Annotated in this window: 14 protein-coding genes; 4 read left to right on the top strand and 10 right to left on the bottom strand. The window is 51.6% G+C overall.

What is annotated here, in order from left to right; genetic code table 11:
* Nucleotides 1–771, top strand: coding sequence for a thiazole synthase (thiG, locus tag OGY04_RS10145; RefSeq protein ID WP_032945651.1), 771 nt, complete (start codon nt 1–3; stop codon nt 769–771).
* Nucleotides 768–1,901, top strand: a complete 1,134-nt coding sequence (thiH, locus tag OGY04_RS10140; RefSeq protein WP_286585218.1) for a 2-iminoacetate synthase ThiH — start codon at nt 768–770, stop codon at nt 1,899–1,901. Before thiG ends, thiH begins: the two co-directional genes overlap by 4 nt.
* Nucleotides 1,902–2,020: 119 nt before the next feature.
* Here thiH and cspE read toward each other — a convergent pair whose 3' ends face one another.
* The gene (gene cspE, locus OGY04_RS10135; protein ID WP_071446117.1) at nt 2,021–2,233 is read right to left on the bottom strand and encodes a transcription antiterminator/RNA stability regulator CspE; all 213 of its coding nucleotides are present in this window, start codon (nt 2,231–2,233) and stop codon (nt 2,021–2,023) included.
* Between the two features lie 1,092 nt (nt 2,234–3,325).
* Here cspE and OGY04_RS10130 point away from each other — a divergent pair.
* Nucleotides 3,326–3,631 (top strand): PTS sugar transporter subunit IIB, encoded by a 306-nt coding sequence (locus tag OGY04_RS10130; protein ID WP_003033102.1) that lies wholly within the window; start codon nt 3,326–3,328, stop codon nt 3,629–3,631.
* 4 nt (nt 3,632–3,635) lie between these two features.
* The gene (locus OGY04_RS10125) at nt 3,636–3,953 is read left to right on the top strand and encodes a PTS lactose/cellobiose transporter subunit IIA (protein WP_003033104.1); all 318 of its coding nucleotides are present in this window, start codon (nt 3,636–3,638) and stop codon (nt 3,951–3,953) included.
* A gap of 102 nt (nt 3,954–4,055) precedes the next feature.
* On the opposite strand, the gene rpoC is transcribed toward OGY04_RS10125, so the two are convergent.
* The 9 genes from rpoC to tuf form a co-directional block, all read right to left on the bottom strand.
* On the bottom strand, nt 4,056–8,279 hold the full coding sequence (gene rpoC, locus OGY04_RS10120; RefSeq protein WP_003826919.1) for a DNA-directed RNA polymerase subunit beta': 4,224 nt from the start codon (nt 8,277–8,279) through the stop codon (nt 4,056–4,058).
* Between the two features lie 76 nt (nt 8,280–8,355).
* Nucleotides 8,356–12,384 carry a DNA-directed RNA polymerase subunit beta gene (rpoB, locus tag OGY04_RS10115; protein WP_003033111.1) on the bottom strand — a complete coding sequence of 1,343 codons (4,029 nt, stop codon included), beginning with the start codon at nt 12,382–12,384 and terminating at the stop codon, nt 8,356–8,358.
* A 320-nt stretch (nt 12,385–12,704) separates the two neighbouring features.
* Nucleotides 12,705–13,070, bottom strand: coding sequence for a 50S ribosomal protein L7/L12 (rplL, locus tag OGY04_RS10110; RefSeq protein WP_003033114.1), 366 nt, complete (start codon nt 13,068–13,070; stop codon nt 12,705–12,707).
* A gap of 66 nt (nt 13,071–13,136) precedes the next feature.
* A complete protein-coding gene (gene rplJ, locus OGY04_RS10105; protein ID WP_001207203.1) occupies nt 13,137–13,634 on the bottom strand; it encodes a 50S ribosomal protein L10 in 498 nt (165 codons plus the stop codon).
* A gap of 418 nt (nt 13,635–14,052) precedes the next feature.
* Nucleotides 14,053–14,760, bottom strand: coding sequence for a 50S ribosomal protein L1 (rplA, locus tag OGY04_RS10100; protein WP_003033119.1), 708 nt, complete (start codon nt 14,758–14,760; stop codon nt 14,053–14,055).
* A gap of 3 nt (nt 14,761–14,763) precedes the next feature.
* Complete coding sequence (gene rplK, locus OGY04_RS10095; protein WP_003033122.1) at nt 14,764–15,192, bottom strand: 50S ribosomal protein L11; 429 nt, start codon at nt 15,190–15,192, stop codon at nt 14,764–14,766.
* Nucleotides 15,193–15,346: 154 nt separating this feature from the next.
* Nucleotides 15,347–15,892, bottom strand: a complete 546-nt coding sequence (gene nusG, locus OGY04_RS10090) for a transcription termination/antitermination protein NusG (RefSeq protein WP_003033125.1) — start codon at nt 15,890–15,892, stop codon at nt 15,347–15,349.
* A gap of 1 nt (nt 15,893) precedes the next feature.
* On the bottom strand, nt 15,894–16,277 hold the full coding sequence (gene secE, locus OGY04_RS10085) for a preprotein translocase subunit SecE (RefSeq protein WP_003033128.1): 384 nt from the start codon (nt 16,275–16,277) through the stop codon (nt 15,894–15,896).
* A gap of 230 nt (nt 16,278–16,507) precedes the next feature.
* The coding region (gene tuf, locus OGY04_RS10080) for an elongation factor Tu (protein WP_049027942.1) at nt 16,508–17,611 on the bottom strand (1,104 nt) is incomplete at its 5' end.

The raw sequence follows: 17,611 nt of genomic DNA, 5'->3' as shown, positions 1-17,611 counted from the left end.
ATGTTACGTATTGCCGACAAAACGTTTGATTCGCATCTGTTCACCGGCACCGGAAAATTTGCTTCATCGCAGCTGATGGTCGAGGCGATTCGCGCCTCCGGCAGCCAACTGGTAACGCTGGCCATGAAGCGCGTGGATTTACGTCAGCACAACGATGCTATTCTGGCGCCGCTGGTAGAAGCTGGTGTGACGCTGTTGCCCAACACTTCGGGGGCAAAAACCGCTGAAGAGGCGATTTTTGCTGCCCAGTTAGCGCGTGAAGCGCTGGGCACAAACTGGCTGAAATTAGAAATCCACCCGGACGCCCGCTGGCTGTTACCCGATCCAATCGAAACATTGAAAGCCGCAGAAGCACTGGTGAAAAAGGGCTTCGTGGTACTGCCTTACTGTGGCGCAGATCCGGTGCTGTGCAAACGGCTGGAAGAAGTAGGCTGTTCTGCAGTCATGCCGCTCGGCGCGCCCATCGGTTCTAATCAGGGGCTGGAAACCAAAGCGATGCTGGAGATTATTATCCAACAGGCGACCGTGCCGGTGGTGGTTGATGCAGGCATCGGCGTCCCCAGCCACGCCACGCAGGCGCTGGAAATGGGCGCCGACGCGGTGTTGGTCAATACGGCAATCGCGGTAGCCGACAGCCCGGTGATGATGGCAACCGCCTTCCGTCTGGCCGTTGAAGCTGGCTTGCTGGCACGCCAGGCGGTACCAGGAAGCAAAAGTTCGCAGGCAAGTCCCACCAGCCCGTTAACCGGATTCCTGGAGGCCTTCGCATGAAAACGTTCAGCGACCGCTGGCGACAGATGGACTGGGACGACATCCGCCTGCGTATCAACGGTAAAACCGCCGCTGACGTGGAGCGCGCCCTCAACGCTTCGCATCTTAGTCGCGACGATCTGATGGCATTGCTCTCTCCTGCCGCCGCCGATTATCTGGAGCCGCTGGCGCAGCGGGCGCAGAAGCTCACCCGTCAGCGTTTTGGTAACACGGTGAGCTTTTACGTGCCGTTGTATCTCTCCAACCTTTGCGCCAACGACTGCTCCTACTGTGGTTTTTCGATGAGCAACCGTATCAAACGCAAAACGCTGGACGAAGATGAGATAACACGGGAGTGTGCGGCTATCCGTGAGCTGGGTTTTGAGCATCTGCTGCTGGTCACCGGTGAACATCAGGCAAAAGTGGGGATGGATTACTTTCGTCGCCATTTGCCTGCCATTCGCCGCCAGTTCGCCTCTTTACAGATGGAGGTACAGCCGTTGTCAGAGGCTGAATATGCAGAGCTGAAGACGCTGGGGCTGGATGGCGTAATGGTGTATCAGGAGAGTTATCATGAGGCAACTTACGCTCGTCACCATTTAAAAGGGAAAAAGCAGGATTTCTTCTGGCGCCTGGAAACGCCGGACAGGCTGGGCCGCGCAGGGATCGACAAAATCGGTCTTGGCGCGTTGATTGGTTTGTCCGACAGCTGGCGGGTTGATTGCTATATGGTGGCTGAACATCTGCTTTGGATGCAGCAGCATTACTGGCAGAGCCGTTACTCTATCTCCTTTCCTCGCCTGCGCCCATGCACCGGAGGCGTTGAGCCTGCATCGATCATGGATGAGCGACAGTTGGTCCAGACCATTTGCGCGTTTCGTTTACTGGCGCCAGAAATTGAGCTGTCGCTCTCCACCCGCGAATCGCCATGGTTTCGTGACCATGTGATCCCGTTGGCGATCAACAACGTCAGCGCCTTCTCAAAAACCCAGCCCGGTGGTTATGCCGATAACCACCCCGAACTGGAACAGTTCTCCCCGCACGACGATCGTCGCCCAGAAGCCGTTGCTGAAGCACTCATGGCCCAGGGTTTACAGCCCGTGTGGAAAGACTGGGACAGCTATCTGGGGCGCGCTTCACAGGTACCGTAGGTCAGGAGCAATCGCATAAACAAAAAAACCCGCTTTCGCGGGTTTTTTCTTCACTGGCACTTAACTGCTCGGGCTCTGGCCTTCATCGCTATCGTAAGCGCTCGTGAAATTATCGGCGATTACAGCACGACAACGTTAACAGCAGACGGGCCTTTAGCGCCATTCTCCACAGAGAACTCCACCTTTTGACCTTCGTCTAACGTTTTAAAATCGTTACTCTGGATAGCGGAGAAATGTACAAACACATCCTTGCTACCGTCCTGAGGAGTGATAAAGCCGAAGCCTTTATCAGAGTTAAACCATTTTACTAAACCAGTCATTTTGTTAGACATAGATACTTCCTTTCATGTTTTTGAGCCGCTTATGCAGCGAAGATGGCCTGTTTTGCAGAAATTAACTTATGGGGCACTTAGGGAGGAGGCTCATGAAGAAGAGTATCTGAGGATAACGCTTGAACTGAGAACTGCTTTACTAAAACTGCTTGCATAAGGTCTGTGTTCCAAACCGATGCCGCTATAGTAGACCTACTTCTAATCATTAAGCAAGCATTAATTTTTTTAATACCCACTGAGTGATGCAATGTTGAACCATCGCGGCTAAGCATCCTGGATAACAGCTTGATCTACAATGAACAAAAGCCCCGACTATTGCAGTCAGGGCTTTACGTTACTACACACTTCAAATTTAACATTAATAAACTTAACGATTTAATACTGCTGATGGTACTACTTTAAAATGTACACGTTTACTACAGATAATATTGGATATTGATACTAACTAAAGCTTTCCTCTATTTACCGTTAAACACATTCCACCCGCTTGATAATAGAACTCAAGACTGGTGACCTAAACAAGTACACTTCCCCTCGCGACATATACTCTTTGATGCGTTGCCTTATTTCCCTTGTGATAACCAGAAAAGCAGATATCACAAATATTTACTATAAATCATGGCGTTACATCGTCGCGTTTTACTGACTTTTTGCGATTAGATATATCAACTACGTGGCCTGAAAGCATTGTCGAAGTGAAAAAATAGCGTTTTCAGCATCGACTATCCCATACAAAAAATACTTCGTGGCCTTTATCGCAAACCCCAATCAAGCTCTACTAACACTTACTACGTTAACAGCAAACTACAATTTCTCCGCTGTTAAGTATTAACATACGGGTTTAAAAAACGCTGTCAATACTGTTTTTTATAACATGTATTTATTGACAGTAATTATATATTCCAGCATGTGATAAGCGAGTCAAAAAGCCGCTGGCCCTGGTCCAGATCGCAGGGTTCCGCCTCTTTTTGTAACCGGTTTCAGAAAAAGCGGCTTTCTTTGTGATGCCTTGCACACAATCGTTGCAAAGCAGTTGTTGCTATGGCTGGCTCGCGATAATTATCAACTCACACATGTTGATCGAGACTGCTTATGAAAAACATCGTTTTATGCTGTGCCGCCGGAATGTCCACCAGCATGCTGGTGCAAAGGATGAAAGATGCCGCCCAGAAAAAAGGCGTCGACGTCACTATCAAAGCCGTCCCGGTGGCCGAGTTTGAAGAGAATATCGCTACAGCGGATATCGTTTTGCTCGGTCCACAGGTTAAGTATGAACAGGCCAAGCTACAGGCGATCGCCGACCCACTAGGCAAAAAGGTCGCCGTTATCGACATGATGGATTACGGCATGATGAAAGGCGATGCGGTACTGGATAAGGCGCTGAAACTACTGGAGTGATGGTATGGAAGAGTTAGAAACGATCATCATGGAGTTATTGGTAAATGCTGGCGCTGCACGCAGCCAGGCCCTGACGGCATTGCAACTGGCGCGTAAAGGTGATTTCTCCGGTGCAGAACAAGCGATGACGGAATCACGCGAGTACGTCAAACAAGCGCATAAAATCCAGACCCAGCTGATCGGTATTGATGAAGGAACTGGCAAACTACCGGTTAATCTCATCACCGTCCATTCGCAGGACCACCTGATGAATGCCATGGTGATTCAGGATCTGGCCGGCGATATGATTGAGCTTTATCGGCGGTTACCGCCGGTAAATTAATGACACTGCCGGATGGCTTTGTAGACCTGATAAACGCCATCAGAAATAACATAGACATAAAAAAACCCGCCGAAGCGGGTTTTTTATTATGGTCGGCAACGATTAATCGTTGTCAGAACCGCCCAGGCCTGCGTTCAGCAGTTCTGCCAGGCTGGCAGACGCATCTTCAGCAGTTACCTGCGGTGCAGCTGGCAGTTCGCCCGCTGCGCGACGGCGCATACGATCCTGGTGGTACGCATAACCAGTACCTGCCGGGATCAGACGACCCACGATGACGTTCTCTTTCAGACCGCGCAGTTCATCACGTTTACCTGCAACAGCTGCTTCGGTCAGGACACGCGTGGTTTCCTGGAACGATGCTGCAGAGATGAAGGACTCGGTTGCCAGAGACGCTTTGGTGATACCCAGCAGATCGCGGGAGAACGTTGCACCCACTTTGCCGTTCGCTTCCAGCTCGCGGTTTGCGATCTTGACGCGGGAGTATTCAACCTGCTCGCCTTCCAGGAAGTCGGAGCTACCAGCGCTTTCGATGGTGGCTTTACGCAGCATCTGACGAACGATAACTTCGATGTGTTTATCGTTAATCTTAACACCCTGCAGACGGTATACGTCCTGAACTTCGTTAACGATGTAACGAGTTACAGCATGCACACCACGCAGACGCAGGATGTCGTGCGGCGCTTCCGGACCGTCGGAAACCACGTCACCACGTTCTACACGTTCACCTTCGAACACGTTGAGCTGACGCCATTTCGGAATCATCTCTTCGTACGGTTCGCTACCGTCTACCGGGGTGATAACCAGACGACGTTTACCTTTGGTTTCTTTACCGAAGGAAATGATGCCGCTGATTTCAGCCAGGATTGCCGGCTCTTTCGGACGACGTGCTTCGAACAGGTCCGCAACGCGCGGCAGACCACCGGTGATATCCTTGGTACCGCCGGATTCCTGCGGAACACGCGCCAGGGTGTCACCAGAGCTGATCTGTACGCCATCTTCCAGCTGAACAATCGCTTTACCCGGCAGGAAGTACTGAGCAGGCATATCGGTGCCTGGGATCAGAACGTCGTTGCCCTGAGCATCAACAATTTTCAGTGCCGGACGCAGGTCTTTACCACCCGCAGTACGCTCTGCAGAATCCAGAACCACCAGAGAAGACAGACCGGTCAGCTCGTCAGTCTGACGAGTAATGGTCTGGCCGTCGATCATGTCAGTGAAGCGGACGAAACCACTCACTTCGGTGATAACCGGCATGGTGTGCGGATCCCAGTTTGCTACGGTTTCGCCGCCAGCAACCTGTTCGCCATCACCTTTCGCCATAACGGAGCCGTAAGGCACTTTATAGCTTTCTTTGGTACGGCCGAATTCGTCGATCAGTTTCAGTTCGGTGTTACGTGAGGTGATAACCAGTTTACCGCTGGAGTTCACAACCGACTTCGCGTTGCTCAGACGGATGCTACCTTTGTTTTTCACCTGGATGCTGGATTCAGCAGCCGCACGAGATGCCGCACCACCGATGTGGAACGTACGCATCGTCAGCTGTGTACCCGGTTCACCGATGGACTGTGCCGCGATAACGCCGATTGCTTCACCTTTGTTGATGATGTGGCCACGCGCCAGGTCACGACCATAGCAGTGCGCACATACACCAAAGTCGGTGTCACAAGATACAACGGAACGGACTTTAACGGAGTCAACGGAGTTCTCTTCCAGCAGATCACACCACTGTTCGTGCAGCAGCGTGTTGCGTGGAACCAGAATATCCGCCGTACCCGGCTTCAGAACGTCTTCAGCAGTTACACGACCCAGAACGCGATCGCGCAGCGGCTCTTTAACGTCACCACCCTCGATAACCGGGGTCATGGTGATGCCTTCCAGAGTGCCGCAATCGTCTTCAGTAACAACCAGGTCCTGCGCGACGTCAACCAGACGACGAGTCAGATAACCGGAGTTCGCTGTTTTCAGTGCGGTATCCGCCAGACCTTTACGAGCACCGTGAGTAGAGATGAAGTACTGGAGTACGTTCAGACCTTCACGGAAGTTCGCGGTGATTGGCGTTTCGATGATGGAGCCATCTGGCTTCGCCATCAGACCACGCATACCGGCCAGCTGACGAATCTGTGCTGCAGAACCACGCGCACCGGAGTCGGCCATCATGTAGATGCTGTTGAAGGAAACCTGCTGCTCTTCTACGCCGTCACGGTTAATAACGGTTTCGGTTTGCAGGTTATCCATCATCGCTTTGGATACACGATCGTTCGCCGCAGCCCAGATATCGATAACTTTGTTATAGCGTTCGCCTGCGGTTACCAGACCAGACTGGAACTGCTCCTGGATCTCAGCAACTTCAGCTTCCGCTTCAGAGATGATCTCGTGTTTCTTCTCTGGGATGACCATGTCATCAATACCAACAGATGCACCTGAACGCGCTGCATATGCAAAGCCGGTGTACATTGTCTGGTCAGCGAAGATAACGGTCGGCTTCAGGCCCAGAATGCGGTAACAGGTGTTCAGCATTTTGGAGATAGCTTTCTTGCCCAGCGCCTGGTTGACGATGGAGAAAGGCAGACCTTTCGGTACGATCATCCACAGAATGGCACGGCCAACGGTCGTGTCTTTCAGGCTGGTTTTCGCAACGAATTCGCCGTTTTCATCTTTTTCGTATTCGGTGATACGCACTTTAACGCGCGCATGCAGAGAGGCCAGACCAGCGCGATAGATACGCTCAGCTTCTTTCGGGCCAGTCAGCACCATGCCTTCGCCTTTGGCGTTAACACAGTCACGGGTCATGTAGTACAGACCCAATACAACGTCCTGAGACGGAACGATGATAGGTTCGCCGTTCGCCGGAGACAGGATGTTGTTGGTAGACATCATCAGCGCACGCGCTTCGAGCTGGGCTTCCAGCGTCAGCGGTACGTGAACAGCCATCTGGTCACCATCGAAGTCGGCGTTATATGCCGCACAAACCAGCGGGTGCAGCTGGATAGCTTTACCTTCGATCAGTACCGGTTCAAATGCCTGGATACCCAGACGGTGCAGTGTTGGTGCACGGTTCAGCAGTACCGGGTGTTCGCGGATAACTTCGTCCAGGATATCCCAAACGACAGCTTCTTCACGCTCAACCATTTTCTTAGCGGCTTTGATGGTGGTGGCCAGGCCACGCAGTTCCAGCTTGCCGTAGATGAACGGTTTGAACAGTTCCAGTGCCATTTTCTTCGGCAGACCGCACTGATGCAGACGCAGGTATGGACCTACGGTGATTACAGAACGACCGGAGTAGTCAACACGCTTACCGAGCAGGTTCTGACGGAAACGACCCTGCTTACCTTTGATCATGTCGGCCAAAGATTTCAGAGGACGTTTGTTAGAACCGGTGATCGCACGACCGCGACGACCGTTATCCAGCAGGGCGTCAACCGCTTCCTGCAGCATACGTTTTTCGTTGCGTACGATGATGTCCGGCGCAGCCAGATCCAGCAGACGCTTCAGACGGTTGTTACGGTTGATAACGCGACGATACAGATCGTTCAGATCCGATGTTGCGAAACGACCACCATCCAGCGGAACCAGCGGACGCAGATCTGGCGGCAGAACCGGCAGAACGGTCAGGATCATCCACTCTGGCTTGTTGCCAGACTGTACGAAGGCTTCCAGCAGTTTGATACGCTTGGTCAGCTTCTTACGCTTGGTTTCGGAGTTGGTTTCGTTCAGCTCTTCGCGCAGAGTTTCACACTCTTGCTCCAGATCCATGCTCTTCAGCAGGGCCTGGATAGCTTCCGCACCCATCTTCGCGTCGAATTCATCACCGAACTCTTCCAGCGCGTCCAGATACTGCTCTTCAGTCAGGATCTGTTGACGTTCCAGGTTAGTCATACCGCCTTCGATAACAACATAGGATTCGAAGTACAGTACACGTTCGATATCGCGCAGCGGCATATCGAGCAGCAAACCGATACGGGACGGCAGAGATTTCAGGAACCAGATGTGAGCGGTCGGAGACGCCAGCTCGATGTGGCCCATACGCTCACGGCGTACTTTGGTCTGGGTCACTTCAACGCCGCACTTCTCACAGATCACACCACGGTGTTTCAGGCGCTTGTACTTACCGCACAGGCACTCATAGTCTTTTACCGGCCCAAAGATACGGGCGCAGAAAAGGCCGTCACGTTCAGGTTTGAACGTACGGTAGTTAATGGTTTCCGGCTTCTTAACTTCACCGAAAGACCATGAACGGATCATGTCTGGCGAGGCCAGAGCAATTTTGATCGCATCAAACTCTTCGGTTTTAGTCTGCGCTTTCAGAAACTTTAATAAATCTTTCACGGATTTGCTCCCGTCGGAGTTAGCACAATCTGGCGCTGGCTGTTACGCCAGCACCAGTGACCTGTTTGATCGAGAGTTACTCGTCTTCCAGCTCGATGTTGATACCCAGCGAACGAATCTCTTTCAACAGTACGTTGAAGGATTCCGGCATGCCTGGTTCCATCTGATGGTTGCCGTCCACGATGTTTTTATACATCTTAGTACGACCGTTCACGTCATCAGACTTAACGGTGAGCATTTCCTGCAGGGTGTATGCTGCGCCATATGCTTCCAGCGCCCACACTTCCATCTCCCCGAAGCGCTGACCACCGAACTGCGCCTTACCACCCAGCGGCTGCTGAGTAACCAGGCTGTAAGAACCGGTAGAACGCGCATGCATCTTGTCATCAACCAGGTGGTTCAGTTTCAGCATGTACATGTAGCCAACGGTAACCTGGCGCTCGAACTGCTCACCGGTACGACCGTCGAACAGTGTGATCTGACCGGAAGTCGGCAGGCCACCCAGCTGTAACAGTTCCTTGATTTCAGACTCTTTCGCACCGTCGAATACCGGCGTTGCGATCGGCATACCTTTTTTCAGGTTTTCAGCCAGACGCAGAACTTCTTCATCGCTGAAGGTATTCAGGTCAACTTTCTGACGAACATCTGAACCCAGATCGTAAGCACGCTGGATGAATTCGCGCAGTTTCGCGACTTCTTGCTGCTGTTTCAGCATGGCGTTGATCTTATCGCCGATACCTTTTGCAGCCATACCCAGGTGGGTTTCAAGGATCTGACCGATGTTCATACGCGATGGTACGCCCAGCGGGTTCAGTACGATATCTACCGGCGTACCGTTAGCATCGTGTGGCATATCTTCGATCGGGTTGATCTTAGAGATTACACCCTTGTTACCGTGACGACCTGCCATCTTATCACCAGGCTGGATCCGACGTTTAACCGCCAGATACACCTTAACAATCTTCAGCACGCCCGGTGCCAGATCGTCGCCCTGAGTGATTTTACGGCGTTTCGCTTCGAGTTTTTTCTCGAATTCGTGTTTCAGTTCGTCGTACTGCTCAGCCAGTTGTTCCAGCTGATTCTGTTTCTCTTCGTCGGTCAGGCCGAGTTCTAACCAGCGGTCACGCGGCAGTTTGTCGAGCTTCTCAGCTTCAACACCACCGGAAACCAGCACAGCGTAGATACGGCTGAACAGGCCAGCTTCGAGGATCTGCAGTTCTTCAGACAGGTCTTTTTTCGCCTGCTTCAGCTGCATCTCTTCGATTTCCAGCGCACGTTTGTCTTTTTCTACGCCATCGCGAGTAAAGACCTGAACGTCGATAATCGTACCGGAAACACCGTTTGGCACGCGCAGAGAAGAGTCTTTAACGTCAGACGCTTTCTCACCGAAGATCGCACGCAGCAGCTTCTCTTCTGGCGTCAGTTGGGTTTCACCTTTCGGCGTTACCTTACCAACCAGAATGTCGCCACCGGTCACTTCCGCACCGATATAAACGATACCGGATTCATCCAGTTTGGAGAGCGCAGCTTCACCCACGTTCGGGATGTCAGCGGTGATCTCTTCTGGCCCCAGCTTGGTGTCACGGGACACACATGCCAGTTCCTGAATGTGGATGGTGGTGAAACGGTCTTCCTGGACAACACGCTCGGATACGAGGATGGAGTCTTCGAAGTTGTAACCATTCCATGGCATGAATGCCACGCGCATGTTCTGACCCAGCGCCAGTTCACCGAGGTCGGTGGACGGACCGTCTGCCAGCACATCACCACGTTCAACCGGCTCGCCCAGAGATACGCAAGGCATCTGGTTGATACAGGTGTTCTGGTTAGAACGGGTGTATTTGGTCAGGTTATAAATGTCGATACCTGCTTCGCCCGGGTACATCTCGTCTTCGTTAACTTTGATAACGATACGGGAAGCATCCACGTACTGAACAGTACCGCCACGTTTAGCAACTGCAGTAACACCGGAGTCAACGGCAACAGCACGTTCCATACCGGTACCAACCAGCGGCTTATCAGCGCGCAGAGTCGGAACCGCCTGACGTTGCATGTTCGCACCCATCAATGCACGGTTGGCGTCATCGTGTTCCAGGAACGGGATCAGGGACGCACCGACGGATACCACCTGCTGGGTGGATACGTCCATGTAGTCAACCTGGTCGCGGCTGAACAAGCTGGATTCGCCTTTGCTACGGCAGGTAACCAGATCTTCTACAAAGTGGCCTTCGTCATCCAGGTTGGAGTTCGCCTGAGCGATAACGTAGTTGCCTTCTTCGATAGCAGACAGGTAATGAATTTCGTCAGTTACAACACCGTCAGTCACTTTACGGTACGGAGTCTCGAGGAAGCCGTATTCGTTAGTCTGTGCATACACGGACAGGGAGTTGATCAGACCGATGTTCGGACCTTCAGGCGTTTCGATTGGACATACGCGACCGTAGTGAGTCGGGTGTACGTCTCGAACTTCGAAGCCTGCGCGTTCACGGGTCAGACCGCCTGGGCCGAGTGCAGAGATACGACGTTTGTGCGTAATCTCAGACAGCGGGTTGTTCTGGTCCATAAACTGAGACAGCTGGCTGGAACCAAAGAACTCTTTCACTGCTGCAGAAATCGGCTTGGCGTTGATCATATCCTGAGGCATCAGGGTATCCAGATCGCCCAGAGACAGACGCTCTTTCACCGCACGCTCAACACGTACCAGGCCAACGCGGAACTGGTTTTCCGCCATTTCGCCTACGGAACGGATACGACGGTTGCCGAGGTGGTCGATATCATCGACTTCGCCTTTACCGTTACGGATATCGATGAGCTTCTTCATCACTTCGATGATGTCGTCTTTGCTCAGTATACCGGAACCTTCGATTTCGTCGCGCAGCAGAGAACGGTTGAACTTCATACGACCAACCGCAGACAGGTCATAGCGGTCTTCGGAGAAGAACAGGTTCTCGAACAGGCTTTCAGCAGCTTCACGAGTCGGCGGCTCACCAGGACGCATCATGCGGTAGATTTCTACCAGTGCGCTCAGACGATCGTTGGTTGGGTCAACACGTACAGTTTCAGAAATGTACGGACCGTGATCCAGATCGTTAGTGAACAGCGTTTCGATACGCTTGTGACCAGACTGGCTCAGCTTAGCCAGCAGATCCAGGCTCAGCTCCATGTTAGCTGCGCAGATCAGCTCGCCAGTAGATTCGTCAACGTAGTCTTTAGCCGCAACTTTACCAGCAATGTATTCAACCGGAACTTCGATATGTTTGATATCGTCTTTTTCCAGTTGGCGAATGTGGCGCGCAGTGATGCGACGGCCTTTTTCGACGTAGACTTTGCCGTTAGCTTCAATGTCAAAGGAAGCGGTTTCACCACGCAGGCGTTCCGGCACCAGTTCCATCTGCAGCTTGTTGTCGCGAATTTCGAAAACAACTTTTTCAAAGAACAGGTCAAGGATCTGCTCAGTGGTGTAGTTCAGTGCACGCAGAATAATGGTCGCAGGCAGTTTACGGCGACGGTCAATACGTACGAACAGGTTGTCCTTCGGATCGAATTCGAAGTCCAGCCAGGAACCACGGTAAGGGATGATGCGCGCGTTATACAGCACTTTACCCGAAGAGTGGGTTTTACCTTTGTCGGAGTCAAAGAAGACGCCAGGACTACGGTGCAGCTGAGAAACGATAACACGCTCAGTACCATTGATTACAAAGGTACCGTTGTCAGTCATGAGCGGAATTTCGCCCATGTAGACTTCTTGTTCTTTAATGTCTTTTACGGTGCCTTCCGGCGCTTCGCGCTCGTAGATCACCAGACGCAGTTTTACGCGCAGCGGTGCGGAATAGGTCACGCCACGGATCTGACATTCCTGAACGTCAAACACCGGTTCGCCAAGGCGGTAGCTGACGTATTGCAGCTCGGAATTACCGCTGTAGCTCTGAATCGGGAAAACGGAACGGAAAGCTGCTTCCAGACCATACTGCCCTTCAGGATCTTGCTCGATGAACTTCTGAAACGAGTCAAGCTGGATAGAAAGGAGATAAGGTATGTCCAACACTTGTGGACGTTTACCAAAATCCTTACGAATACGTTTTTTCTCGGTATAGGAGTAAACCATTAGGGTTCCTCAGCTCGCTGACAAGTCGACCCATCTGTCCGACGAAGGGACAGTTTGTGCAACACTATTTTGTTGACCGGAAAATCGAATACTTTCCGCAATGCCTGTTGCTATCACGCTTAAACCATTTCATTGCGATTTACACAGAACTGATGCTCTGTCGCAGTATATTAAGACGTCGATAGAAACAAGCATTGAAAGGCACAGCAGTAGTCAAACAGTGTGAAATGCTACTGGCGCCTTACAGCGCAAAAAGGCTGGTGACTAAAAAGTCACCAGCCATCAGCCTAATTTCTTAGGCTGCAACCAGAAAAGTTGGCTTATTTAACTTCAACTTCAGCGCCAGCTTCTTCCAGAGATTTTTTCAGTGCTTCTGCGTCGTCTTTGCTGATGCCTTCTTTCAGGGCAGCCGGAGCAGATTCTACCAGGTCTTTAGCTTCTTTCAGACCCAGGCCAGTTGCGCCACGTACTGCTTTGATTACAGCAACTTTGTTAGCGCCAGCAGCTTTCAGAATTACGTCGAATTCAGTTTTTTCTTCAGCAGCTTCAGCCGGGCCAGCAGCTACAGCTACAGCAGCAGCAGCGGAAACACCGAATTTTTCTTCCATTGCAGAGATCAGTTCTACAACGTCCATTACGGACATAGCGGATACTGCTTCAATGATTTGATCTTTAGTGATAGACATTTAAATTGTTCCTGAAAATCAGAATAAGTTTATACGTAAGCAGATGCTTGAGAAAGATAACTGCGATTAAGCAGCTTCTTTCGCATCGCGTACAGCAGCCAGAGTACGAACCAGTTTGCCAGCCGAAGCTTCTTTCATGGTTGCCATCAGGCGTGCAATTGCTTCTTCGTAGGTCGGCAGAGTTGCCAGGCGATCGATTTGCGATGCCGGGATCAATTCACCTTCAAAGGCTGCGGCTTTGACCTCAAATTTTGCATTCGCTTTCGCGAACTCTTTGAACAGACGAGCAGCAGCGCCCGGGTGTTCCATAGAGTATGCAATCAGGGTCGGACCAACAAACGTGTCTTTCAGGCACTCGAACTGAGTACCTTCAACGACGCGGCGCAGCAGGGTGTTACGAACAACACGCATGTATACGCCAGCTTCACGACCTGCTTTACGCAGTTCAGTCATTTTATCTACAGTTACGCCACGGGAATCCGCAACTACTGCAGACAGCGCGCCTTTGGCTACTTCGCTGACTTCAGCAACAATCGCTTGTTTGTCTTGAAGATTTAAAGCCATTAGCTTTGCTCCTGGATGTTTGCCGGAACTCATGTTCCGGAACTCACTTCACTCTCCCCAACGGAAAGAGCGTCTAAATACGGTGAGCAGAAACAAGCCAGAGTATCAGAAATAATCTTAGCGTTCTGTCACCGTCTACGCAGGGCATTAAGTTTCTTACGAAACACCTGCGGTCTTCGACGGAGGCCTGGATAGGCCAGGCTCCAACGAACAAATCTTGTCTATGACTTCGCCCTTTGAACTGTAACCGCGTTAGCTGCTCTCGTTCACACCGGTCATGTAGTTAACTACACTCCCGGCGATTCACTCAATTGCTGCCTTGCTACAATTCAAATGACTCGCATAGAGTTCTGTTTATTTAAACAGAAACGTGGGGGTAAGATTGTAGACAAAATCACCGCCCACGTAAAGGCGAATATTAGTTCGCCACAGTCGCAGTCAGACCGGACTGATCAACGGCAACGCCAGCACCCATGGTGGTGGAGATGCTAACTTTCTTGATGTACACGCCTTTAGCCTGAGTCGGTTTCGCTTTTTTCAGCGCAACCAGCAGAGATTCCAGGTTTTCTTTCAGTTTGTCAGCGTCAAAATCCACTTTACCGATGGTGGTGTGGATGATGCCGTTTTTGTCGTTACGGTAACGAACCTGACCTGCTTTAGCGTTCTTAACCGCTTCAGCAACGTTAGGGGTTACAGTACCAACTTTCGGGTTTGGCATCAGGCCGCGCGGGCCCAGAACCTGACCCAGCTGGCCAACAACGCGCATTGCATCCGGGGAAGCAATAACAACGTCAAAGTTCATTTCGCCTTTCTTGATCTGGTCAGCCAGATCTTCCATACCTACCAGCTCAGCGCCTGCAGCTTTAGCAGCTTCAGCGTTTGCGCCCTGGGCAAATACGGCTACGCGAACGGAACGGCCAGTACCGTGCGGCAGTACAGTTGCACCACGTACGTTCTGGTCAGATTTACGAGCGTCGATGCCGAGGTTAACGGCAACGTCTACGCTTTCTACGAATTTAGCAGTGGCCAGCTCTTTCAGCAGAGCAATAGCTTCGTTGATGTCGTACTGTTTAGTTGCATCAACTTTGTCACGGATCACGCGCATACGCTTGGTCAGTTTAGCCATTTCTTAGTCCTCCACTACCAGGCCCATGGAACGTGCAGTACCTTCAATGGAGCGAGTCATCGCTTCAATGTCGGAACCAGTCATGTCGGCAGCTTTGGTCTGCGCGATTTCCTGCAGCTGAGCGCGGGAAATTTTACCCACTTTGTCTTTGTTCGGCTTGCCGGAACCAGACTTGATACCAGCCGCTTTCTTCAGCAGAACTGCTGCCGGAGGCGTTTTGGTAACGAAAGTGAAAGAACGGTCAGCGTAAACGGTGATAACAACCGGGATCGGCAGACCTTTTTCCATGGAATCAGTTTTTGCGTTGAACGCTTTGCAGAATTCCATGATGTTCACGCCTTGTTGACCCAGTGCTGGACCTACCGGCGGACTCGGGTTAGCCATACCAGCTGCAACCTGCAGCTTGACGTAGGCCTGGACTTTCTTAGCCATTCTAAATTCCTCTAGTTGGGTTATAGCGCCTCAAGGAGGCTCCCCGTGATTAAATTCGTTTTACGGACAGGGCCCATAAAAACAAAAGGCGCGAAATTGTATTCCAATCTCGCGCCTTGTGCAACGATTAAATCGCCGCTTTTTTGATCGCTGTTTAGGCTTTTTCTACCTGGGCAAAGTCCAGTTCTACCGGGGTCGCACGACCGAAGATAGAAACAGAGACTTTCAGGCGGGACTTCTCGTAGTCCACTTCTTCAACCACACCGTTAAAGTCAGCAAACGGACCGTCACTAACGCGAACCATTTCACCTGGCTCAAACATCGTTTTCGGACGCGGTTTATCGCCAACCTGCTGCAGACGGTTCATGATCGCATCAACTTCTTTGTCGCTGATCGGCGCCGGACGGTCAGATGTACCGCCGATAAAGCCCATCACACGCGGCACGCTGCGCACCAGGTGCCAGCTTGCGTCATTCATCACCATCTGGACCAGTACATAGCCCGGGAAGAATTTACGTTCGCTCTTACGACGCTGGCCACCACGGATTTCGACCACTTCTTCGGTCGGCACCATGACTTCGCCAAACAGCTCTTCCATATTTTGTAACTTGATATATTCGCGCAGCGACGTGGCTACGCGGCCTTCAAAACCGGAAAACGCCTGAACGACGTACCAGCGCTTTTTAGGGGCTTCAGACATCTTAGAACCTCAGGCCAGTGATAAAGGATACCAGGCGAACCAGAATACCATCCAGTCCCCACAGGATCAGTGACATTACTGCGGTAACCGCAGCCACAATTAATGTGGTGTGCAATGTTTCCTGGCGAGTTGGCCAAATGACCTTACGGACTTCGGTTCTCGCTTCACGGGCAAAAGCAACGGTCGCTTTACCTTTTGTTGTCAACAGCGCGACACCACCCGCTGCGGCAATCAGAATCACTACGGCCAGCGCACGCAGCGGCAGCATCATGTCACGATAGAGGTAGTTGCCAACGATAGCTACAAGCAGCAATACAGCGACAACAACCCATTTCATCGCTTCCAGGCCGCGCCCGCTTCCTTGAGCTTCGGTATTCGCACTCATAAACCAACCTGTCAGAAGTATTCTACAAACATTTTCACCCCGCGTAAGCGAGGCGATCCAAACCGAAATGCTCTGGTGCGTTTCGGACTAAACGCCCTCTTCAGAGCCTGTCTCAGCAATGATTATGACAAAAAAAATCACTGATGAGCCAGGTTCTGGTGTGAAAGCGTGCAAAAAGGGCATCAAATGATGCCCTTTTATTGCGCATTGCGTCAAATGTTATTCGGCAATTAGCTCATTACTTTGGCAACAACGCCCGCACCAACAGTACGGCCGCCTTCACGGATTGCGAAACGCAGACCGTCGTCCATCGCGATTGGGTGGATCAAGGTAACAACCATTTTGATGTTGTCGCCCGGCATTACCATCTCTACGCCTTCTGGCAGTTCGATGGTACCAGTCACGTCAGTAGTACGGAAGTAGAACTGCGGACGGTAGCCTTTGAAGAACGGAGTATGACGGCCGCCTTCGTCTTTGGACAGAATGTACACTTCAGATTCGAACTTGGTGTGCGGCTTGATAGAGCCCGGCTTAGCCAGTACCTGACCACGTTCGATTTCTTCACGTTTGATACCACGCAGCAGAACACCAACGTTCTCACCAGCACGGCCTTCGTCCAGCAGTTTGCGGAACATTTCAACGCCAGTACAGGTAGACTTAGCAGTCTCTTTGATACCAACGATTTCAACTTCTTCACCAACTTTGATGATACCGCGTTCTACACGACCGGTAACAACGGTACCACGACCGGAGATGGAGAATACGTCTTCGATAGGCAGCAGGAACGGCTTGTCAATCGCACGCTCTGGTTCTGGGATGTAAGAATCCAGGAAGCCAGCCAGTTCGATGATTTTCGCTTCCCACTCTGCTTCGCCTTCCAGCGCTTTCAGAGCAGAACCACGAACGATCGGAGTGTCGTCGCCTGGGAAATCGTACTGAGACAGAAGTTCACGAACTTCCATTTCTACCAGTTCCAGCAGCTCTTCGTCATCAACCATGTCGCATTTGTTCAGGAACACGATGATGTACGGAACGCCTACCTGACGACCCAGCAGGATGTGCTCACGAGTCTGCGGCATCGGGCCGTCAGTCGCAGCAACAACCAGGATCGCGCCGTCCATCTGCGCAGCACCGGTGATCATGTTTTTAACATAGTCGGCGTGGCCCGGGCAGTCTACGTGTGCGTAGTGGCGAGTCGGGGTGTCATATTCAACGTGAGAAGTGTTGATGGTGATACCACGAGCTTTTTCTTCCGGCGCGTTATCGATCTGGTCGAATGCACGAGCAGCACCGCCGTAGGTTTTAGCCAGTACGGTAGTGATTGCAGCGGTCAG

The sequence above is a fragment of the Citrobacter sp. Cpo091 genome (genome assembly GCF_030332645.1).
Lineage (GTDB): Bacteria > Pseudomonadota > Gammaproteobacteria > Enterobacterales > Enterobacteriaceae > Citrobacter > Citrobacter portucalensis.
The sequence above is the reverse complement of the archived record's forward strand: the minus strand, read 5'-3'. Positions and strand labels throughout refer to the sequence as shown.